Source organism: Enterococcus sp. DIV0236 (genome assembly GCF_050558525.1).
Lineage (GTDB): Bacteria > Bacillota > Bacilli > Lactobacillales > Enterococcaceae > Enterococcus > Enterococcus faecalis.
Map to the genome: position 1 here is coordinate 352,210 of NZ_CP187891.1, position 21,888 is coordinate 374,097.

24 protein-coding genes and 1 tRNA gene are annotated in these 21,888 nt (G+C 38.0%); 19 read left to right on the plus strand and 6 right to left on the minus strand.

Annotated features, from left to right (window positions below):
- Positions 1-83 precede the first annotated feature (83 nt).
- A complete protein-coding gene (locus tag IGK27_RS01765) occupies positions 84-485 on the plus strand; it encodes an organic hydroperoxide resistance protein (RefSeq protein ID WP_002355332.1) in 402 nt (133 codons plus the stop codon).
- A 43-nt stretch (positions 486-528) separates the two neighbouring features.
- On the opposite strand, the gene IGK27_RS01770 is transcribed toward IGK27_RS01765, so the two are convergent.
- Positions 529-1,299, minus strand: a complete 771-nt coding sequence (locus IGK27_RS01770; RefSeq protein ID WP_225583261.1) for a sulfite exporter TauE/SafE family protein — start codon at positions 1,297-1,299, stop codon at positions 529-531.
- Between the two features lie 169 nt (positions 1,300-1,468).
- On the opposite strand from IGK27_RS01770, the gene IGK27_RS01775 reads away from it, so the two are divergent.
- From IGK27_RS01775 to IGK27_RS01805, 7 genes are read left to right on the plus strand one after another with little or no spacing between them, the layout of a single operon-like run.
- Positions 1,469-2,272: a PTS mannose/fructose/sorbose/N-acetylgalactosamine transporter subunit IIC gene (locus IGK27_RS01775; RefSeq protein ID WP_002377923.1), complete on the plus strand. Its 804-nt coding sequence runs from the start codon at positions 1,469-1,471 to the stop codon at positions 2,270-2,272.
- Positions 2,265-3,083, plus strand: coding sequence for a PTS system mannose/fructose/sorbose family transporter subunit IID (locus tag IGK27_RS01780; RefSeq protein WP_002355336.1), 819 nt, complete (start codon positions 2,265-2,267; stop codon positions 3,081-3,083). Before IGK27_RS01775 ends, IGK27_RS01780 begins: the two co-directional genes overlap by 8 nt.
- A gap of 30 nt (positions 3,084-3,113) precedes the next feature.
- A complete protein-coding gene (locus IGK27_RS01785; protein ID WP_002355337.1) occupies positions 3,114-3,590 on the plus strand; it encodes a PTS system mannose/fructose/N-acetylgalactosamine-transporter subunit IIB in 477 nt (158 codons plus the stop codon).
- A 16-nt stretch (positions 3,591-3,606) separates the two neighbouring features.
- On the plus strand, positions 3,607-4,458 hold the full coding sequence (locus IGK27_RS01790) for a MurR/RpiR family transcriptional regulator (RefSeq protein ID WP_002355339.1): 852 nt from the start codon (positions 3,607-3,609) through the stop codon (positions 4,456-4,458).
- A 14-nt stretch (positions 4,459-4,472) separates the two neighbouring features.
- The gene (gene murQ, locus IGK27_RS01795) at positions 4,473-5,363 is read left to right on the plus strand and encodes an N-acetylmuramic acid 6-phosphate etherase (protein ID WP_002355340.1); all 891 of its coding nucleotides are present in this window, start codon (positions 4,473-4,475) and stop codon (positions 5,361-5,363) included.
- Between the two features lie 12 nt (positions 5,364-5,375).
- Positions 5,376-6,365, plus strand: a complete 990-nt coding sequence (locus tag IGK27_RS01800; RefSeq protein ID WP_002401733.1) for a serine hydrolase domain-containing protein — start codon at positions 5,376-5,378, stop codon at positions 6,363-6,365.
- Positions 6,366-6,374: 9 nt separating this feature from the next.
- The gene (locus IGK27_RS01805; protein ID WP_002363016.1) at positions 6,375-6,794 is read left to right on the plus strand and encodes a PTS sugar transporter subunit IIA; all 420 of its coding nucleotides are present in this window, start codon (positions 6,375-6,377) and stop codon (positions 6,792-6,794) included.
- Between the two features lie 178 nt (positions 6,795-6,972).
- On the opposite strand, the gene IGK27_RS01810 is transcribed toward IGK27_RS01805, so the two are convergent.
- Positions 6,973-7,782: a DUF1189 domain-containing protein gene (locus IGK27_RS01810; RefSeq protein ID WP_002355344.1), complete on the minus strand. Its 810-nt coding sequence runs from the start codon at positions 7,780-7,782 to the stop codon at positions 6,973-6,975.
- Positions 7,783-7,975: 193 nt separating this feature from the next.
- Here IGK27_RS01810 and IGK27_RS01815 point away from each other — a divergent pair, with 193 nt between their 5' ends.
- The 6 genes from IGK27_RS01815 (at position 7,976) to IGK27_RS01840 (ending at position 13,135) form a co-directional block, all read left to right on the plus strand.
- A complete protein-coding gene (locus IGK27_RS01815) occupies positions 7,976-8,584 on the plus strand; it encodes a superoxide dismutase (RefSeq protein WP_033626349.1) in 609 nt (202 codons plus the stop codon).
- A 147-nt stretch (positions 8,585-8,731) separates the two neighbouring features.
- Positions 8,732-9,712: a diaminopimelate epimerase gene (gene dapF, locus IGK27_RS01820; protein ID WP_002377925.1), complete on the plus strand. Its 981-nt coding sequence runs from the start codon at positions 8,732-8,734 to the stop codon at positions 9,710-9,712.
- A 149-nt stretch (positions 9,713-9,861) separates the two neighbouring features.
- Positions 9,862-11,070 carry an LCP family protein gene (locus IGK27_RS01825; RefSeq protein ID WP_002390468.1) on the plus strand — a complete coding sequence of 403 codons (1,209 nt, stop codon included), beginning with the start codon at positions 9,862-9,864 and terminating at the stop codon, positions 11,068-11,070.
- A 130-nt stretch (positions 11,071-11,200) separates the two neighbouring features.
- Entirely contained in the window at positions 11,201-11,902 is a 702-nt protein-coding gene (gene nagB, locus IGK27_RS01830; RefSeq protein WP_002355352.1) for a glucosamine-6-phosphate deaminase, read from the plus strand.
- A gap of 95 nt (positions 11,903-11,997) precedes the next feature.
- Positions 11,998-12,699 (plus strand): MgtC/SapB family protein, encoded by a 702-nt coding sequence (locus IGK27_RS01835; RefSeq protein WP_002355354.1) that lies wholly within the window; start codon positions 11,998-12,000, stop codon positions 12,697-12,699.
- Positions 12,700-12,778: 79 nt separating this feature from the next.
- Positions 12,779-13,135 carry a hypothetical protein gene (locus IGK27_RS01840; protein ID WP_002375865.1) on the plus strand — a complete coding sequence of 119 codons (357 nt, stop codon included), beginning with the start codon at positions 12,779-12,781 and terminating at the stop codon, positions 13,133-13,135.
- A 252-nt stretch (positions 13,136-13,387) separates the two neighbouring features.
- On the opposite strand, the gene nrdF is transcribed toward IGK27_RS01840, so the two are convergent.
- From nrdF to IGK27_RS01860, 4 genes are all read right to left on the minus strand, one after another.
- Positions 13,388-14,353, minus strand: coding sequence for a class 1b ribonucleoside-diphosphate reductase subunit beta (gene nrdF / locus IGK27_RS01845; RefSeq protein WP_002355357.1), 966 nt, complete (start codon positions 14,351-14,353; stop codon positions 13,388-13,390).
- Between the two features lie 200 nt (positions 14,354-14,553).
- Entirely contained in the window at positions 14,554-16,713 is a 2,160-nt protein-coding gene (nrdE, locus tag IGK27_RS01850) for a class 1b ribonucleoside-diphosphate reductase subunit alpha (protein ID WP_002355358.1), read from the minus strand.
- Positions 16,694-17,071 carry a class Ib ribonucleoside-diphosphate reductase assembly flavoprotein NrdI gene (nrdI, locus tag IGK27_RS01855; RefSeq protein WP_002355359.1) on the minus strand — a complete coding sequence of 126 codons (378 nt, stop codon included), beginning with the start codon at positions 17,069-17,071 and terminating at the stop codon, positions 16,694-16,696. Before nrdI ends, nrdE begins: the two co-directional genes overlap by 20 nt.
- A gap of 1 nt (position 17,072) precedes the next feature.
- A complete protein-coding gene (locus IGK27_RS01860; protein ID WP_002355360.1) occupies positions 17,073-17,297 on the minus strand; it encodes a redoxin NrdH in 225 nt (74 codons plus the stop codon).
- 512 nt (positions 17,298-17,809) lie between these two features.
- Here IGK27_RS01860 and IGK27_RS01865 point away from each other — a divergent pair.
- The 5 genes from IGK27_RS01865 (at position 17,810) to IGK27_RS01885 (ending at position 21,883) form a co-directional block, all read left to right on the plus strand.
- Positions 17,810-18,283, plus strand: coding sequence for a ferrous iron transport protein A (locus tag IGK27_RS01865; RefSeq protein ID WP_002355361.1), 474 nt, complete (start codon positions 17,810-17,812; stop codon positions 18,281-18,283).
- Positions 18,280-20,430 carry a ferrous iron transport protein B gene (feoB, locus tag IGK27_RS01870; protein WP_002355363.1) on the plus strand — a complete coding sequence of 717 codons (2,151 nt, stop codon included), beginning with the start codon at positions 18,280-18,282 and terminating at the stop codon, positions 20,428-20,430. The genes IGK27_RS01865 and feoB overlap by 4 nt, the downstream gene beginning before the upstream one ends.
- A gap of 6 nt (positions 20,431-20,436) precedes the next feature.
- On the plus strand, positions 20,437-20,574 hold the full coding sequence (locus IGK27_RS01875; RefSeq protein ID WP_002377926.1) for a hypothetical protein: 138 nt from the start codon (positions 20,437-20,439) through the stop codon (positions 20,572-20,574).
- Positions 20,575-20,655: 81 nt separating this feature from the next.
- Positions 20,656-20,729: transfer RNA gene (locus IGK27_RS01880), tRNA-Lys, on the plus strand.
- 278 nt (positions 20,730-21,007) lie between these two features.
- Complete coding sequence (locus IGK27_RS01885; protein WP_002397001.1) at positions 21,008-21,883, plus strand: aldo/keto reductase; 876 nt, start codon at positions 21,008-21,010, stop codon at positions 21,881-21,883.
- Positions 21,884-21,888 lie beyond the last annotated feature (5 nt).

Consider the following 21,888-nt stretch of genomic DNA (forward strand, 5'->3'; position numbering starts at 1 on the left):
TGTATCTGACAAAGTTTCCTACAATAATTATGTAAGTAACAAGTTCTCAGAAGTGTAAAACTTTACAAAGGAGAGGAATTTACATGAAAAAAATCTATGAAACAACTATCATTAATACGGGTGGACGTGCAGGAGAAGTTCACTCACCGGATAAATCATTTTCTTATGCGGTTGCTTCGCCAGGTGTCAAGAAAGAAAATACAACAAATCCAGAACAATTATTCGCAGCGGCTTACAGTGCTTGCTTTAACGGTGCATTAGAATTAGTGATGGATCAAGAAAAAGTCGAAGGTAAAAGTACAGTAACTGCACGTGTTTCCTTATTCCAAGGAGAAGATGGATTTAGCGTTGGTGCTGAATTAGAAGTTCATATTGATGGGGTAGATCAAGCTAAAGCAGAAGAACTTGTTAAAAAAGCCCACGAAATTTGCCCATATTCTAAAGCAACAAGAAATAATATAGATGTTAAATTAACAGTGATTTAATTAAAAAAGAAGCGCTTTGTCTATACGACAAAGCGCTTCTTTTTTAGATAACACTCCACAAATTATACATATTTAACAAAATAACTAAAAAAACAACTAAACTATAAATTTGGGCGACCCGTTGTTGGGATAATTTTTTACTGAAAAGACCGCCGACATAACCACCGAATAAAGCGGCAGGAATAATAGCCCAAAGCATTGTCAAATCAAAAACCGCAAACCCTGTGGTCAAGCCGATATTGCCAAGTTTGGCGAGTTGGGAGAAAAAAATAGTAATGATGGAATAGACAGTTGCTGATTTGATATCCATTCCAAAAAAGAGAATAAGGCAAGCTACATTAATGGGACCGCCACCGATGCCTAAAAAGGTTGACAGAATCCCTAAGCCTAATCCAACAATCAGAAAAATGCTCAATCCGTTGAGGTGTAAGTGCCAGTTGGAAAATTGATTGTAGAGAAGAACCAAAACCAAGGTCAGCAACATGATGATATATTGGATTAGTTGTACTTTTTCTTCATTTGGCGCTAGTGCAATCGCCTGATTAAGAAGTAAATCACCTAACATGCCGCCGACTAAGGAACCAAACGAAATACTCGCGGCTTTTTTCCATTCAATTTGGACACCATTTTGATACTGTTTATAAGTCGAAGAAATGGACATGACAAAAACAGCGACACTTGAATAGAACGCAATACTATTTAACGAATGGAACCCAAGAAAATCCAAAACAGGCTTAATAATGACGCCTCCACCCATCCCAGAGAGCGCCCCAACTGTATTGGATAGAAAAATAGTTATGAAATAAATCAGCAAAACCCGCACATAATCACTCCTAAACCGTTTTCTTTTAGTATAGCACAAAAATTATATAAGAAATGTAATTTCATTTAAAAATATTTTTAAAAAGAACTTGAAATGATATTTCTTTAATGGTATTCTACAAATACAAAAAAGAAAACGCATTCAAGGAGGATGAGAAAGCATGACAGTATCGATTGGTATTATTTTGATTTTATGTCTTTACACAGTTGTTGGTGTACTTGACCAAATTTCTATTCAGATTGGTCCATATACACCATTGTTTGCTGCAACGTTTACTGGCCTAGTCTTAGGAGATGTTCAAACAGGTTTGATGATTGGGGCAACGCTTCAATTGATGACATTAGGCGTAGCGACTTATGGAGGAGCAACAGTCCCAGACTTTCTTTCGGGGGCCATTATGGGAACGGCTTATGCAATCATTTCAGGGAAAGGGGCAGAGTATGGTATCGGAGTTGCGGTTCCGATTGGGTTATTATTAACACAACTAGATATTTTAGGCAGAATGGCTAATACGTTTTTTCAACACAAAGCAGATCGTTATGCGGAAGAAGGCAATTATAAAGGGGTCGAGCGTTGCAATGTTTTAGGAATTTTTCCTTGGACGATTTCTCGTGTCATCCCAGTTTTTATTGGCCTAGCTTTTGGTGAACAAGTTGTAAACGCTATCAATGATTGGATTCCTATTTGGGTGATGAATGGGTTAAAAGCAGCAGGCGCTATTTTACCAGCGATGGGGATTGCTATTTTAATGCGTTACTTACCAATTAAAACATACTGGCCCTATTTTATTATTGGGTTCGTGTTACTTGCTTATGGGGCCCAATTCTTCTCAGTTTTAGGTGTCGCACTGGTTGGCTTGGCTTTAGCAGCGATTTATGTGATGAATCATAACAAAGGCGGCGCAGCTACAACAAGTGGCACGGTTATTTACGAAGATGATGAGGAGGTTGAGATTGATGACTAACAAATTAACAAAAAAGGATATTAATAAAGTTTACGTCCGTAATCTTTTTGGCTATCAGTGGGGCTGGAACTATGAAAAAATGCAAGGACTTGGTTACGCTTGGGTGATGATGCCTGCATTAAAGCGACTATACAGTGAAGATCCAGTAGCTATGAAGAAAGCCTTGAAGACACATCTTGGCTTTATGAATACAACGCCAGCCATGTCGCACTTAATTGTCGGAGCTGATATGGCTTTGGAAGAAGAAGTCGGCATTGAAGATGAAACGGCCATTACTGGTTTGAAAACAGGTCTAATGGGTCCGTTTGCTGGTGTTGGTGATACCATTTTTATCGCGATTTATCGTGCGATTGTTTTTTCGATTGCAGCTTACATGGCGCAAGGGGGCCAGGTTGTTGGGTTACTGATCCCGTTAATTGCCGGAGCAGTGGTCCTATGGGTTCGCTATAAATTCACTTGGATTGGTTACCATCAAGGGAAAAAAATTGCGACAGAATTTGCGGATAAAATGAAATTGTTTACGCAAGGTGCAGCTATTTTAGGGTTAACGGTGGTCGGCGGTTTGATTCCTTCGGTAATTACTTACAAATTAGATTTAACTTATAAAATGGGAGATGTAACATTATCTGTTCAAGAAATGTTGGATAAAATTTTACCCGCATTAATTCCTTTAGGGATTGTTCTTTTATCCTATTGGTTACTAGGGAAAAAGAAAATGAATTCAACACGGCTAATCTTTGTTTTAATTTTAATTGGCATGGTTTTAGGCAATTTACAACCAATGTTGGCTTGGGTTGGCGGTTTATTTTAAAAAAATAGTATATAATAGGAGAGATTTATTATGACAATTGTACATGCAAGAGTAGATGAGCGTTTAATTCACGGACAAGTTGCAACTGTTTGGACGAATACGGTTGGCGCACAAAGAATCATGGTAGTAAATGATGCCGCTGTCAAAGATCAATTACAAATTGGTGCCTTAAAAATGGCTAAGCCTGCAGGAGTTAAATTATCCATTTTATCAAAACGTAAAGCGATTGAAAAAATTTTAGCAGGCAATTATGATGAAGAAAAAGTCTTTTTAATTACGAAAGACATTGCAGACATGGCGGCTTTAATTGATGGCGGTGTCCCATTACAGAGCTTCAATGTCGGCAATATTTCTCAAAAAGAAGGCAGTCGAGCAATTAAAAAATCTGTTGCATTAACCGATGAAGATATTCAAACCGTTCGTCGTTTAACAGATAATGGGGTGACTATTACCGCACAGATGATCCCTTCTGAACCAAACGAAGCAATTTTAACTTTCATAAAATAGAAATGGAGATGAGAAGATGGAGCCAATCCGTTCAATCAGACAAAAATATAAGGACTTTTCCAAAGTAAATAAGAGAATCGCAGACTATATACTGAAGGATCCGACCCGTCTTCTCTCATTAACAGCAAACGAAATTGCTAGCAATAGCGAAACTTCTCCAGCGTCAGTTACCCGTTTTTCTAAACAATTAGGGTTTGACAGCTGGGAAGAGTTAAAACTATCCATTGCAGCGGTACAAGCTGCCAGTAACGGTAAAAAAGATATTGATCCAATTGTAGCGGCGGATGATTCGGTGGATACTATTTGTATGAAAGTGGAATCTTTATTAAATGCTACGATTGAGGATTTATTTTATACAGTGGATAAACAAGCCTTGGAACGAGCAATCGCGCATGTTAAAAAAGCGGAAAAAATTCATTTGGTTGGAATTGGTGCCTCTTCTTTAACGACTTATAATCTTTATCACAAGTTTAACCGCGCTGGTCGCCAAGCGATTTTTAATTATGATAGTCACATGATGTTGGAGTTTTTAAATTATGCAACGGCACAAGACATTTTGATCACGGTCTCCTATAGTGGTTTGACAAAAGAAGCCTTAATCGCCTGTGAAATTGCCAAAAATAGAGGTGCAACGGTTATTTTTATTACCAGTAACGATGGAGAAAACGTGCGATCATTGAGCGATGAAGTTCTTTTAGTCCCCAATAATGAGCACCTCATCCGAGTTGGGGCTATTTCATCGATTGCTTCGTCAATGGCAATTGGCGATGTTCTGTATTTAGGTTCAATTCAAGATGATTTAGACACAGAAATTGAACGCAATATGATTGAAACGAGTCAACTTGTCAGCCGTCTAAAAGAGAAGTAGGGGTGTGCAAGCAAATGAACTTAGAAGGATTAACGACAGAAGCCAGAAATGAAGCGACTAAAAAGATTGACCAAGTGTCAACATTAGAGATGGTGACTTTAATAAATCAAGAAGACCAAAAGGTAGCACAAGCAATTGAAAAGGTGCTTCCGCAGATCGCTGCAGCAATTGATGCAGCGGCAGAACGATTTAAAAAAGGGGGCCGTTTAATCTATTGTGGTGCAGGAACGTCTGGACGTTTAGGTGCTTTGGATGCGATTGAATTAACGCCCACATATAGTGTGTCGCCAGAACGCGCATTTGGTATTTTAGCTGGTGGTGAAAAAGCAATGTATCAAGCAATTGAAGGCGCTGAAGACTCGAAAGAATTAGCTATCGAAGATTTAACGCAACATCAATTGACCGCCCGAGATGTCGTAATTGCGATTGCTGCTAGTGGTCGGACACCATATGCTGTTTCCGCAATTGAATACGGAAAAAAAGTGGGCGCTCTAACCATTTCAGTTACCTGTAATAATCAAAGTCCGATGAATCAATTGGCGGAAATTGGGATTGCGCCAATTGTCGGACCGGAAGTCATTACAGGGTCAACTAGAATGAAAGCGGGTTCAGCACAGAAAATGGTGTTAAATATGTTTTCAACAGGAATTATGGTTAAAGTAGGGAATATCTATCAAAATTTGATGGTCAATGTACAACCAACGAACGAAAAATTAATTCAACGTGCCACGAATATCATTAAAGAAGCAGCAGAAATCGAGGAATCGCAAGCCAAAGAATACTTGGAGGCAGCACAGCTAGAAGTGGCACCAGCCATTGTAATGGCAAAAGCCCACGTTGATTTTCAAAAAGCCAAACAACTATTAGCAGAACATGATGGACGGATTTCAGAAGTTTTAGCATAGAAGTGGTGAACAATGAATCAAATCGCAATTCAAGAAACAATTCAGAGACTGATTAATCAGCAAGTCGTTCCGGGTGTCGCTTGGGGGACGATCACAGAAGATAGCTTATCAGAACAGTATACGGGCTTTTTAGGTAATACTGGTCCATTTGCAAGACAAAAGGTTTCATCAGCTAGCCTGTATGATTTAGCGTCCTTAACGAAAGTTATTGGGACAACAAATCGAATGTTACAATTAATCGATACAAATCAGCTTACTTTTTCAACCACTGTGGGGGAAATCCTACCTGATTATCAAGGACTATCTTGTTCGATTGGGGAGCTTCTACTGCATCAGAGCGGACTGCCAGCTGATGTTGTCGATAAGAAAAATGTCACAAAAAAAAGCTTGCAAGAAATCATTTTAACGCATTCGTTATCTGAACGAGGGAAAACCACTTATTCTGATTTAGGGTATTACTTATTGGGAGAAATTATTCAAGTATTGGATCGCTGCTCATTAGAAGAGAGCTTTCAAACATACTTATTTCAACCAATGAACCTACAGCATACAAGTTTTACGGTCAGCGATTTTGCCCAGGCAGTGCCCACAGAGATTACAAAACAACGCGGCGTTATTCAGGGAGTGGTCCACGATTCGAAAGCCTATCAACTAAAAGCGCCAATTGGCAGTGCAGGTTTATTTGCAACTTTACCAGATTTACTCACTTTTGTTCAGTGTTTTATGAACAATCGCTACCCGTCTGGCAAACCATTATTTTCTGAAAAAATGTTCGATGCTCTCTGGTCTATGAACCAAGGGGGACGTACATTTGGTTGGGAAGTGAAAAAGACGCAAGCAGGGGCAGGCTATTTGTATCATACTGGCTTTACTGGAACGGCGATTGGTATGAAAAAAGAGACCAAAGAAGCCCTAATTTTGCTGACGAATCGGATTCATCCCACTCGTGAAGAACGTGGCTTTCTGAAAGCACGAACAAAAATTTATCAGCAGTATTTTTAGGAGGATATGATGAAACCAAAATTAATTTTAATGAGCCATGGACGGATGGCAGAAGAAACCTTAGCTTCTACTCAAATGATTGTCGGGGAATTAGCAGATGCTGCGATTGTGTCAATGACCGCAGAAGATGGCTTGAGCGGCACGCAAGCAAAACTGGCAGCAATCTTAAAAGAAGCTGGCAATGTCCCGACGCTTGTATTAGCTGATTTAAAAGGAGGAACACCTTGTAATGTGGCTATGATGGCCATGGGCACTTATCCGCAATTGCGAGTAGTCGCTGGACTTAATTTAGCAATGGCAATTGAAGCAGCCGTCTCACCTGTGGAAAATGTGGATGAATTAGCTGCATATTTAACGCAAATTGGCCAATCTGCGGTGACCACGATTGACTTACCTGAATTAACAGATGAAGAAGAATTTGAAGAATAGAAAGAGGTCGGGACGGAACCGTTTAGCTCCGAGAAATAAGAAGGAATTTCCGAAAATTGCTTTTTAATTTTTGGAGAATTTCGGCTTATTTCCGAAGGAGTTGGTTCTGTTCCCGCCGTTTATCAGGTTTTGAGCCTGGAACAAAAATCCAAAGTGATTTTTGTTCCAGGCTCTTTTTTTAAGAACCAGGGATATTCCGTGGTTCGTTTTTGGTTGTGACAAAGAAAAAGAACAGACTTAGTAAAATAACTAGGATGCCATCGTTAAACATCGGATTTACGAAGTTTAAAATAGCACTTAAGATAACTGGCACGGTAGCACAATACGTAATAATTTTTAAACAATCAATCAAACGTAAAGAATAAAAACGTAATTTTGAATAGAGAGATGCACCGATAGCGGCAATCAGTAAGTCTAAAACTAAACCGATTAGAACAGGGTAGATAGCCACTAAAAAGACAATGAGTTTTGTCCACCAGGGGATCGCTGCCTCACTTAGCGCAGTCTTGATACTCTGAGCGTTAACGCCATCTAAGGTTCCTTTACTATAGGGGAAGATAAATTGGTCGGTGCCTAGAATTGATTCAGTTGCGCCTGAATTTGGTAAGGCGACTACAAATTCATCTTGTAAAAAAGCCAAACCAAACGCATTACCAATTAAATCCTTTTGGACATCAGCGGCTGTACGTTTTCCATCTGGATCAAACGTAAAAATAATCGAGTCGGTTTGATAAATAAAGCCAGATTCTTTGGCCTTTGTTTGCAACGTGCCATTTTCAATAGAAAAGTCAGGCAACTTTTCTGCAATTTTTTGGCCATCTTGTTGCACCTCTTGTAGCACAGAAAAGACTTGTTTGGTAATAGGTAGTGCTAAAATAGCACTTAAAAAAACAGCATAGAGAATTACTTTCCAAAACGCCATTTTTTTCGCATGCCGTAATTCTGAAACTGAAAAAAAGGCCTGCTTAAATAATTGCAATGTATTCATTTATTTACTCCTCACATCGTTCTTCTACAGGTCATTCTAGCGAATTTATGAGGGAAACACAAGGTAATCTCCCTCTTTTGTAAAACTTTTCTTTTGGCAAGCAAACTATTTTGTAGAAAGCGGTTCACTCTGTTATCATAATAGTTGTATGAAAGACGTATGTTACATACTAAAAAATAGGGGGATTTAAAAAATGACTTATACATTACCAGAATTACCATATGCTTATGATGCATTAGAACCTTACATTGACGTGGAAACAATGCACTTACACCATGATAAACACCACAACACTTATGTGACTAACTTAAACGCAGCGATTGAAAAACATCCAGAATTAGGCGAAAAATCTGTAGAAGACCTAATTTCAGATATGAATGCTATTCCTGAAGATATCCGCACAGCCGTTCGTAACAATGGTGGCGGTCACGCAAACCATACATTCTTCTGGGAAATTATGGCACCAAATGCTGGTGGTCAACCAACTGGCGCTATTAAAGAAGCAATCGATGAAACATTTGGTAACTTTGATGAAATGAAAGCTGCTTTCAAAACAGCTGCAACTGGCCGCTTTGGTTCAGGTTGGGCTTGGTTAGTTGTGAATAACGGTAAATTAGAAATCACTTCAACACCAAACCAAGATTCACCATTAATGGATGGCCAAACACCTGTTTTAGGTCTTGACGTTTGGGAACATGCGTATTACTTAAAATATAAAAACGTTCGTCCAGATTACATTGAAGCATTCTGGAACGTTGTTAACTGGGATAAAGTAAACGAACTTTTTGCAGCAGCAAAATAAGTTTGCCAATTGTGAAGGAAAGAGTCAAATGACGGCTGTCATTTGACTCTTTCCTTTTACAAATCCAGGGTCGAAATAGTTGTTCGTTTATGGCATACTAAAGTAAGTAGGGAAAGATAACGGATACATAAAGAAGGAGCTAAAAAAATGAATGTTATGATGCAAAAAGTACACGGGTCAGAAAATGATTTCTTTTTATTGGATGAAACACAGTTTGAGCGTTCTTTAACCGCTGAGGAAATTGAGCAATTGCGCATCCAGTTATGTTCGCGGGAAACAGGATTATTGGCGGGAGCAGATGGGTTACTTTTGGTAGGAGAAGGGACTCACGGCACGTCCAATGCTAGAATGCGAGTGATTAACAGCGATGGTAGTGAAGCAAGCATGTGCGGGAACGGCTTGCGTACGGTTGCCCGTTATTTATCTGAAAAAAACCAAGAAAAATCATTTACAGTTGAAACAATGTTTGCAGATTTGAAAGTACGTCAAGCCCCCAATTTAGCTGAAGAAGTAGCGACTTACCAAGTGGAAATTTCACCAGTAAGTTTTGAAGCAGTCACTATCCCAATGCATTTAGGGGTCCAAACATTAATTGATGAAATCGTACCAGCCTTATCTAACACCATTCGCTTTACAGCGGTAGCAGTGCCTAATCCGCACCTTGTAGCATTTGTGGATCACGAAACCTTAAATGGTCCAGAATTTGAACGAATCGCTACCTATGTAAATAATGAAAATCCATATTTTCCAGAAGGGATAAATGTGAGTTTTGTTGAAATTCTTGGCAAAAATCAACTATTTGTTCGAACGTATGAACGTGGTGTAGGTTTTACAAGTGCTTGTGGGACAGCTATGTGCGCAAGTAGTTTACTTTATACGTTATTGAAAGATGGTGTTTTTTATGAAGAAATAACCGTCAAAAATGCTGGAGGTATGGTGAAAACAGTCGTCCACGAAACGTCTGATGGCAGTTATTGGATGGAATTAATTGGGAATGCCACGATTACGCATTTGATTGAAGGATCACTGACTGATTTACTAAATGGTGCATTTGAGAAAATAACTATCACTGAAACGAATGAACAGAAACATTATCAAGAATTTCTGCAAACACTTTCTCAAAAATAACAATTGTTCCTTGATAAAGCGCTCTTTTATTTTACAATTGTGTTAAGTTCTTGTTCCAAAAAATAAAAAATATTGCTTGAATAAGCAAACTATGAGAAAATAAAGGGCATGAATTAAGAATTATTCTTAGATAAACGAGGAAGTGTCTTATGAAACTATGGAAAAAAGTAGTACTGGGCTTCTTGAGCGTCTTGCTAGTGGTAGTAGCTGGGGTATGTGCTTACGGGATTAAGATGTATTCAGATGCCAATTCAACAATTAATGGGATCTATCAATCAGTTAACCGTAAGTCCAATAAAGGAGCCACGGCCAATATTGATGCGCAAGAACCATTCTCTGTTCTTTTAATGGGGATTGACACAGGCGATTTAGGTCGAACAGAACAAGGTCGTTCAGATACTACAATGGTTGTAACCATCAACCCGAAAGAAAACAAGTCCACAATGATCAGTTTGGATAGAGATATTCTAACAGATATTGTTGGAAATGACACACAAGACAAATTGAACCATGCCTATGCATTTGGTGGCGCCGAAATGGCGATTAATACAGTCCAAGAATTACTGGATATTCCCATCCATCACTATGTATCCATCAATATGAAAGGGTTAAAAGACCTGATTGATGCGGTAGGCGGTATTGAAGTAGATAATACGATTGGTGAATTTACGTTGGACGGTATTACTGTTCCAGCAGGTAAAATCAAGTTAGATGGCACGACAGGTTTGGCTTATGCGCGGATGCGTCACGAAGATCCTGAAGGAGATGTGGGTCGTCAACGCCGCCAACGAGAAGTTGTTGAGAAAATTGTGCGCAAAGTCATGAGTTTTGATGGTGTTTCAAAATATCGAAAAATTCTTGATGCTGTTGAAGCCAATGTAAAAACAGACTTAACCTGGGATGACATGATGGACATCCAATCAAAATATTTGTCTGCCTTTAAAACAATTGACTCAGAACAATTACAAGGATACAGTGCAACCATTGATGATATTTATTATCAAGTCCTAGATCCAAATAGCTTATACAAAACACAAACAACGCTTAGAAAACAACTTGGTTTAAAAGAACATGCTTCTGAACGTGAAAAAGATTTAGCCTTTTATAATCAGTTTAGCTATGCTGTTACAGATACTGCACTGATTGGTGAATCTGGTGATTCAAGTGCTAATAGCTCTACTAGTTCGAGTAGCACAGCGGACACCACAGCCGGACAAACAGAATACAACGGCAATACGCAACAAGCAGCAGAAGGAGCCTACGATCCGAATACGTACGTTGACCCAAATGCGTACACAGATCCAAACGCTTATGCTGATCCAAATACGTATGTGGATCCCAACGCACCACAATATTAATCTGTTAAACAAGCTCGAAAACTTCTATTTCTGATGAGAAATAGAAGTTTTTTTCTTTTATTCTAGAAATTTTTTTCAGAAGGTGTTATAATTGGACTATACCAAAATAAACCGTAAGGAGCGTGTCAAAATGCAAATTATCCGTGTAGCAAATGCAGAAGAAGGCGGCAAAAAAGCGTTTGAATTAATTAAAGAAGGTATGAACAATGGTGCGAAAGTTTTAGGCTTAGCAACAGGTAGTACACCAGAAACATTATATAAAGAAATGACTGCAAGTGATGTCGACTTTACAGAAATGACTTCTGTAAACTTAGATGAATATGTTGGTTTAGGTGGCGAAGATGAGCAAAGTTACCGTTATTTCATGAACAAACACTTATTCGACAAAAAACCATTTAAAGAAACATTTGTACCAAATGGTAAAGCAGAAGATTTAGATGCTGCTTCCGCAGAATATGAAAAAATTATCGATGCACATCCAGTAGATATCCAAATCTTAGGTATTGGTCAAAATGGACACATTGGTTTCAACGAACCAGGCACACCTCTAGATAGCTTAACCCATGTCGTTGAGTTGACTGAATCAACAATCAACGCAAACAAACGTTATTTTGACAAAGTAGAAGATGTCCCAACACGTGCTGTTTCTATGGGGATTGGCTCAATCATGAAAGGTAAAAAAATGATTTTAATGGCTTATGGCGAAGCAAAAGCAGAGGCCATTAAAGGAATGATTGACGGACCAGTAACAACAGACATGCCAGCAAGTGCATTACAAAACCATCAAGATGTTGTTGTAATCATTGATGATGCAGCTGCAAGTAAATTATAATCGTTGATGAAAAAGAACTTGAAACATAAGGATTTCCTTATGTTTCAAGTTCTTTTTTTGTTATACTGGAAGTAATAGAAGAAGAGGTGAAAAGGATGTTACAGCTAACAATTCCAGAAATTATTTTACGGTTAGTCCTAGCGATGGTGATGGGTGGCGCAATTGGTTTTGAAAGACAATATAAGAATCGCCCAGCAGGGATGCGCACTCACATTTTAGTTTGTATGGGCGCGGCTATTATTGCGTTAATTCAGTCGCAAATTGCAATCAATGCATTGAAAGATGCGTTAGCTAATCCGGCTTTGACGGGGGTCATTCGTTCAGATCAAGCAAGGTTGATCGCACAAGTTGTAAGTGGAATCGGCTTTTTAGGTGCTGGAACCATCATTGTAACGAAACAAAGTGTCACCGGATTGACGACAGCAGCGTCACTATGGACCGTTGCTGGTTTAGGGATCGCGGTGGGCATGGGCTACTATACGATTGCCTTAACAAGTTTTATCGGTGTATTATTTGCCTTAACCATTGTCAAACGAATTATTCACGTACCAACAATCAAAAAATTAGAAATTCGCTATCAACATAAACAAGAAACCAAAGAATTTATTAATCAGTATTTTGAAGAAAAACATATTGAAATTTATGATGTGAATTTCAATGTTTCTTGGGTGGATGATACAAAAATCTATACGAATATCTATACTATTGATTTACCTAAAGGCCTAACGTATGCCGATGTTATCGAAGATCTATCTGTTTCAAATAATGTAACAAAATTACGATTGATTAATGTATAGAAATTAAAAAATATCTCATGAAATGAATGCTTTTAGCGTTTGGTTTTATAGGGATAATGAAAATAGAGAGGGATGTAGGATGAAAAATAATCAAGAAAAAGCTAATGAGAAAATGAATATCTCTAATTCTTCTTTTGATAAAATGAATACAAAAGTAGATCCTTCGCAAAATGGTTCACCCCTTCCATTTCAAGTGGGAGATTTTGCTTCTACCAGATTTGAAAAAGGAGAAGAAAAATCTAGCCGAGAAATACTCCAATTTTATTTGGTGGGCATTATTTTATCTCTTATTGGGTATCTAGGGTTAATAAAAATTCCCGTATTTAAGAATGTTTTGGAAAATACTATCGGTTCTTTTGTTATTTTAGCCTGCATCATAATTTTTAGCTTTATTTTCTCCAAAATTATCCAGGTTGCTTTTAAAAGAAAAAAGTAATCCATTTTGCATAAGCTAATTGTTATCCTGTTTATCAGGGGCAATGAGAAAAGAAATTACTTATAAGTTAGAGTAGGGTACATAATAAAATGGTTTCATACTCTAATTTATATATATCTTTTACTTAGGGAGGTGAAAAGTATGTTTGGTTGGATTAGTTCTTGGTTCGGTGGCGGCTCATTCGGCGGTGGCGGTGCCTCAGGAAGTTGGTAAAACAAAAAGCTAGAAACGTTAATCGTTTCTAGCTTTTTGCTATTTATCTAAACCGTAAAGATAGTCATCATCTTTCATGGCTTCAACTGTTCCTAGTAAATAGCCATTTCCTACTTGGGAGAAGAAGTCATGGTTGCTAGTTCCTGTCGAAATACCATTCATTACAATCGGGTTCACATCATTGGCTGTATCCGCAAATAAGGGATCCATACCTAAGTTCATTAAAGCTTTGTTGGCGTTGTAACGTAAAAAGGTTTTTACTTCTTCGGTCCAACCTAAGTCATCATATAATTCTTCTGTATAACGTTCTTCGTTTTCGTACAATTCGTAAAGTAAATTATACATCCAGTCTTTTAGTTTATCTTGCTCATCTTCTGGTAATTCATTAAATCCTAATTGGAATTTATAGCCAATATACGTGCCGTGCACTGATTCATCACGGATAATCAATTTAATAATTTCAGCGACGTTCGCTAGTTTATTGTTTCCTAAATAGTAAAGAGGAGTGTAAAACCCAGAATAGAATAAAAACGTTTCTAAAAATACACTAGCAATTTTTTTCTCTAACGGAGTACCGTTTTTATAAATTTCGTTAATCCGTTCTGCTTTATATTGCAGATGTTTGTTGGTATTTGTCCACTCAAAAATATCATCAATCTCTTTTTTTGTATTTAATGTACTGAAGATAGAAGAATAACTTTTGGCATGGACAGATTCCATGAATTGGATGTTATTTAAGACGGCTTCTTCATGGGGCGTCCGCACATCATTTCTCAGTTGATCCATGCCGCTTTCTGATTGAACAGTATCTAATAAAGTTAAACCGCCGAAAACGTAGCCGACAGTAGTTTTTTCTAAATCGGAAAGAGTCCGCCAATCATCTAAGTCATTGGATAACGGAATCCGTGTATCTAACCAAAATTGTTCGGTTAATTTTTCCCAAGTGGATTTATCAATGACGTCTTCAATGGCGTTCCAGTTAATTGCTTCATAATACGTTGCCATGGTTATTCCTCCTGTATGCTGGGACAGCAGTCTGTTTGACTAGTTGTCTCGTTTCTTCGCTTAAAACGTTCTACAGAGTCCAAATAGGAGCATGCAGCCGTTCTTCTTTGTCCAGTATATCTGAAAATGTCCTGTTTAAAAAGAGAACATTCCTAAAAAATAAGACGCTCAAGCAGAACGCCTTATTTAAGTGCTTTTCATTAAATCACGCAAGACTCACATTGATTGCTGCCAATTTCTTCAGCATCATCTGTAAATGTACGAATATAGTAAATTGATTTAATCCCTTTGTTGAACGCATAATGACGTAAAATGTTTAAGTCACGGGTTGTTTGTTTTGGTGTTTCTTTCCATTCATACAAGCCTTCAGGGATTTCTGAACGCATAAACAAGGTTAAACTCATTCCTTGATCAACGTGTTGTTGCGCTGTTGCGTAGACATCAATCACTTTGCGCATATCCATGTCGTAAGCAGAAGTATAGTAAGGGATTGTATCATTAGCTAAATAAGGCGCTGGATAGTAAATCTTACCAATTTTCTTCTCTTGACGTTCTTCAATCATACGAGTAATTGGATGAATGCTGGCACTAGTATCATTAATATATGAAATTGAACCATTTGGCGCTACGGCTAAACGATTTTGATGATAAAGACCATCTTTTTTCACAGCATCGCGTAACGCAGCCCAATCTTCAGCCGTTGGAATCTGAATGTCTTTGAAAATTTCTTTCACTTTATCAAATTTTGGTGTAAAGTTGCCTTCAATATATTTATCGAAGTAAGCACCAGAAGCATAATCTGATTTTTCAAAATTGTGGAAGACTTGGTTACGTTCTTTCGCAATTTGGTTACTTTCCATTAAAGTCCAGTAATTTAATAACATGAAATAAATGTCTGTAAAGTCTAATGATTCTTCAGAGCCGTATTCCATATGATTTTTAGCGAAGAAGGTGTGTAAGCCCATTGCGCCTAGTCCGATTGTATGGCTTAAACGATTTCCATTTTGGATAGTTGGCACGACATCAATTTCAGAAGCATCTGTTACAAAAGTTAACGCACGCGTCATAGCGCGGACAGATTTTCCAAAGTCAGGACTTTCCATTAAATTAACAATGTTAGTTGAACCTAAGTTACAACTAATATCTGTGCCTAAAACTTCATATTCTTGTTTCCCATTAATAACAGAAGGCGTTTGAACTTGAAGAATTTCAGAACATAAGTTACTCATGATAATCTTGCCATCAATCGGATTGTTTTTGTTAGCTGTATCAATATTGATGATATAAGGATAGCCAGATTCTTGTTGTAATTTAGAAATTTCATTTTCTAAGTCACGGGCTTTAATTTTACGTTTACGTATGTTTGGATTGGCCACTAGGTTATCATATTCTTTGGTAATATCTACATAGGAATAAGGCACACCATATTCACGTTCCACACTATAAGGACTAAATAAATACATATCTTCGTTGTTACGCGTTAATTCGTAAAATTTATCTGGAACAATAACACCAAGAGACAACGTTTTTACACGGATTTTTTCATCAGCGTTTTCTTTTTTAGCAGATAAGAACATTTCAATATCTGGATGGAAGACGTTTAGATAAACCACACCAGCACCTTGACGTTGACCTAGTTGGTTAGAGTAGCTAAAGCTATCTTCAAATAATTTCATAACAGGGACAACACCACTTGCTGCGCCATCATAACCTTTGATTGGTGCGCCCGCTTCACGTAAGTTTGAAAGAGTAATTCCTACGCCACCGCCGATTCGTGATAATTGAAGGGCAGAATTAATTGAACGCCCAATGCTGTTCATATCATCTGTTACTTGAACTAAGAAACAAGAAACCAATTCACCTCGACGTTTACGCCCAGCGTTTAAGAAAGAAGGTGTGGCTGGTTGATACCGTTGATGGATCATTTCATCCGCCAATGTTAAAGCCAACTCTTCATCGCCATCCGCAAAATACAAGGCATTAAAGGCAACACGATCTTCATATGTTTCTAAATACTCTGTTCCGGCGTTGTTCTTTAAAGCGTATTGAGAATAAAATTTATAAGCCGCCATGAAAGACTTGAATTGGAAATGTTGTTCATCTAAGAAAGCATATAATTTTTCAATAAAGTCCATTGAATATTTTTCGATGAATTCAGTTTCAATAAAATCTTCTTTCATTAAAAAGTTGATTTTTTCTTCAGCAGAGCTGAATTTACGTGTATTCGGTTCTACATTTTCTTTAAAGAAGGCTGCGAGTGCTTCTTTATCTTTATTTAAAGGGATTTGACCATCAACAGGACGGTTAATCTCGTTATTCAGTTTGAAATAGCTGACATCTTTAATTTCTTTTAGACTCAATTTCTTCCACTACTTTCTTAAAGGTCTCCACGTCTTCGTCTGTTCCGCTAAACTCAAAGGAGTACAGAAGCGGAACGTGGTAATCGCGGGCAATATCTTTGGCGGTATAGACAAATAATTCAGCAAAATTACGGTTGCCCCCACCAGCTACACCAACTAACAGTTCTTGGTTACTTTTATAATCAAGAAAGTCATTCACTACCTCTGTAATTTCTGCATCATAGGTAGGAATGACAAGAATAAAAGGCTCATTTATTTCAAAAAAAGGATTCGCTGGCTCAAGTTCATAAGCAGGCAAATCCAATTTTTTAATAAAGCGCCTTGTTTGACCGGTGACTGAAAAATAAACAAGTTTCATCTTAGCTAGCCAATTGTTTTAATTGGTCTGGACGGAAGCCAACAACGGTTGTTGCTTCAGATGTGATTACCGGTACGCTTTGGAACCCTTGTTCTTTTAACCAGTCGATAGCATCTGGTTGTGCGTCGATATTGATTTCTTCAAAAGCGATGTTATTTTCACTTAGGAAACGTTTCGCCATTTTACATTGGATACAGTTATTTTTTGAAAAGATTTTTACGTTCATTGAAAGTTCCTCCTCTTTTTTTCTACATAGACTAGTATAAATCTATGTAGAAAAAAGTCAACACTTTAACACTATATATTGTGGTGCGTTTTTCTCATAATACTAGTTTTTGTGTTTTTGAAAGAAAAATGAAAACACGTGAATCCTCGTTTTTGGGAGAAAAAACACATTGGTCAGTGTTTGACAAACAAAAAAATTAAAATTTTGAAAGAGAACATTTAGTGAAAAAACACTAAATATTGTGTTGACATTTGAGTTAGGCACAAGAAGAAAAAATAAGTGGATTTGTTATTGAATGAGTGGAATTTTATAGTAGCTAGTAACATAAAAAACAAGAGCTGACTTTTTTCAAAAATAGTAACCTGAAAAAAGTGTCTCTATATAGAAGGAAAATAGAAGAAAACAGGAGACACATCCAGAAATTCATTGACTTTCCGTGTAAGCAAGCGTATTCTTTTAATTGAGAACGATTCTCATTTTCGTTTGAAACTTTTTCACATGGAGGAAAGTAAATGATTACGTTAGCGCAGGCAGAAGTTGGGAAAGTCTATACAGTCGAAAGCGTCCAAGCAGATGTTCAGACAAAGAAACATCTGAACAATTTAGGTGTCGTTGCAGGCCAAGCAGTTGTCCTTGTCAATTATCAGAATCAAAATGGTATTGTTTTATTACATAATAGTCGAATTGCGCTGACAGATACGATTTTACAAGCGATTCATGTGGAGGAGCGCTCGGCGAATGAGAAAGTTTGGGTCTCCTTGGATACCTTAAAAGTTGGAGAACGCGCTACAATAGTAGGGATCCACGGACAAGGAGCGGTGAAACGTCGGTTGATGGACATGGGCTTAACAAAAGGAACAGTAATTTTTATTCGCAAAGTAGCTCCTTTAGCTGATCCAATTGAAATCAATGTACGTGGCTACGAACTAACGTTACGAAAAAGTGAAGCGGAACTAATCTTGGTTGAAAAGGAGGAAAGCGAATGACTCAGCAAATTGCACTAGCCGGCAACCCTAATAGCGGTAAAACGACAACGTTCAATATGTTAACAGGAGCCAACCAATATGTTGGAAACTGGCCAGGGGTGACTGTGGAACGCAAAGAGGGGGTGGCAAAGAAAGATAAGACACTCATTATTCAAGATTTGCCAGGGATTTACTCTCTTTCTCCTTATACGCCTGAAGAAATTGTGGCACGAGATTATCTTTTGGAGGACCAACCTTCAGTGATTTTGAATATTCTCGATGTGACCAATTTGGAACGGAATCTTTATTTAACAACACAATTAATTGAAACTGGATTACCGGTTGTTTGTGCGTTAAATATGATGGATTTGTTGGAAAAAAACGGCCAAACATTGAATAGTGAAAAGTTAAGTTATGGCTTAGGCGTGCCTGTTGTTGAGATTAGTGCTTTGAAGAATCGTGGGTTGGATCATGCTTTAAAACAAAGTAAGCAGCGAGCGAATGCCATAGAGACAGAGGTTATTTATCCTTCTTATGATAATCGCTTAGAAGCAGCACTTGCTGAAATTGTTGATATTTTAGGGAATACTGTTCCTGAAACGCAACAGCGTTGGTATAGTTTAAAACTTTTTGAACGAGATGTTCGAACCAAAGAGCAATTATTATTGAGTTCTTTTCAAGAAAAAGAAATTGAAGAAGTCATTCAAATTACTGAAAAAATCTTTCAAGATGAAAGTGAAGCGATTATCATTAATGAACGCTATGCCTTTATTGCTCGATTAATTGCTTTGTGTGCGACGAAAAAAACAGAAATGACATTTACTCACAGTGATAAGATTGACCGAGTGGTAACCAATCGGTGGTTGGCGTTGCCAATCTTTGCGTTTGTGATGTGGTTGGTCTATTACTTATCTATTCAAACGGTTGGTACAATGGGGACAGACTGGTTAAATGATGTCTTTTTTGGGGAATGGGTTCCTCAATTTGTGGGAAATTGGTTGGCGCAATGGCAAGTAGCGCCATGGATGCAAAGTTTAATTTTAGATGGGATCATTGCAGGTGTTGGGGCGGTGTTAGGATTTTTACCACAACTGGCCGTCCTGTTTTTATGTTTAGGTTTTTTAGAAGATTGTGGCTATATGGCCCGGATTGCCTTTGTCATGGATCGCTTGTTTCGGAAATTCGGCCTATCTGGTAAGTCGTTTATTCCAATGTTAATTGCGACAGGTTGTGGGGTCCCAGGCGTGATGGCTAGTCGAACGATTGAAAACGAACGCGATCGGCGAATGACTATTATGGTCACGACTTTTATGCCATGTTCGGCGAAGTTGCCAATTATCGCTCTGATTGCAGGTGCATTTTTTCCTAACCAAAGTTGGGTCTCGCCCTCTGCTTATTTCTTAGGGGTTGCTTCCATTGTGTTATCAGGAATTGCTTTAAAAAAGACCAAGCATTTTTCGGGAGATCCAGCACCATTCATTATGGAACTTCCCGCCTATCATTTGCCACAGCTTAGAAGTGTGGTTCGGCATGCCTATGAACGATGTCGCTCATTTGTAAAAAAAGCAGGAACGATTATTTTTGTTTCCAGTATTCTCATTTGGTTCATGTCACATTATTCTGTGACGTTTCAACCCGTTCCAGAAAGTCAAAGTATTCTAGCATTTCTAGGTAAAGGGTTGGCGGTGCTATTTATCCCATTAGGCTGGGGTAATTGGCAAGGGGCAGTTGCCACAATTACAGGATTGATAGCGAAAGAAAATATTATTGGTACCTTAGGCATTTTATTTGGCAATGTGAAAGATGTTTCTGAAAACGGGGTAGAAGTCTGGGGCGCACTGCAACACACCTTTACGCCAGTCGCGGCCTATTCGTTCTTAACTTTTAACTTATTATGTGCACCTTGTTTTGCTGCAATTGGCGCAATTCGTCGTGAAATGGGAGACCTCAAATGGACATTAGGAGCCATTGGTTATCAATGCGGTTTGGCTTATATGGTCAGTTTTGTGATTTATCAATTAGGCCATGTGTTAGTCGAAAAAGGCACACTAACTCTGGGGACTTTTTTAGCGATGGGTGTTGTTTTAGCTGGATTTTATTTCCTTATAAGAAAACCAAAGCCAGGCAAAGAAAGTGTCCAAGCAATCACTTCTTTAGAAAGAGGGTAATAACGGATGGCAACAATTATTTTATCCATTTTAATTTTTGGAACAGCAGGAATCATCACCTATCAACGAATCAAAAAAGGGGAAAGTTGTGAAGATTGTCAAACAGCTTGTCCTGTAAAAAAAGAACAATCTTCACAAGAATAACAACTGAAAAAAATTCCCTCTTGTATAAATAATAGCGGAGTGCTACAATATTGAGGTAGCTGAAAAGCCATTTTATACAACGGGGGCATAGCTCAGTTGGTTAGAGCATCTGACTCTTAATCAGAGGGTCTAGGGTTCGAATCCCTATGCCCCCATTGGGTGCCAAACCCACGAGAACGGTATTCTGTCGGCGTCTTAGGACGTTTCGAAGACGGAGTACGCGTTCTCTTTTTTTACATAAAATGTCGTGTGTCGTGAGAGATACACTAGTTAAATCGGTTAAAGAATGCTACGCTTAGAAGAGCGAGAAAGTACGTTATATAAAAAAAGTTAAAAATTTTTCAGGCTAAAAAAGCGAATTTACCAAAAAGCGCACTTTTTGGTTCCTATGAAACGAAAAAGTACGTACTATACAGCATGTACGGCACGGTATATGATGATATCAGAAAACGTTAAAGGAGCGAATCAAATGATTACATCACTAGCAGATACAGTAACATTAAACAACGGCACTAAAATTCCAGGAATGGGTCTCGGGGTATTCCAAATACCAGATGAAGAGACAGCAAAAGTGGTCGAAGAAGGGATTATCAATGGTTATCGTTTAATCGATACAGCGCAAATCTATGGCAATGAATCTGGCACAGGAGCGGGAATTAAAGCAGGCTTAGCGGCAACTGGTTTGAACCGTGAGGACTTATTTGTTACCTCGAAAGTTTGGAACGCGCATATTTCCTATGATGAAACAATTCAAGCTTTCAATGATAGTTTGGAACGTTTAGGTTTAGATTATTTAGATTTGTATTTAATTCATTGGCCAGGAAATAATTCTTACAAAGAATCATGGCAAGCTTTAGAAACTTTATACGCCGAAGGAAAAGTGAAAGCAATTGGTGTCAGCAACTTCCAAGTTCATCATTTAGAAGATTTACTTTCTTATGCAAAAGTTGTTCCGGTAATTAACCAAGTGGAACTACATCCAAAATTGGATCAAAAAGAAGTGCGTAATTTCTGTGAAAAACATGATATCAAAGTCCAAGCTTGGTCACCATTGATGCAAGGTCAATTATTATCGAACGAAACCATTTTGGCGATTGCTGAGAACCATAATAAATCAGCAGCCCAAGTGATTTTACGTTGGGATATTCAACAAGATATCTTATTAGCCGTGAAATCTGTCCACAAAGAACGGATGATTAGCAATGCAGCGGTCTTTGATTTTGAACTAAGTGCAGATGAAATGGCACAAATTAACCAATTGAATGAATCGTTACGTGTGGGACCAGATCCAGACACGTTTGATTTCTAAAAATT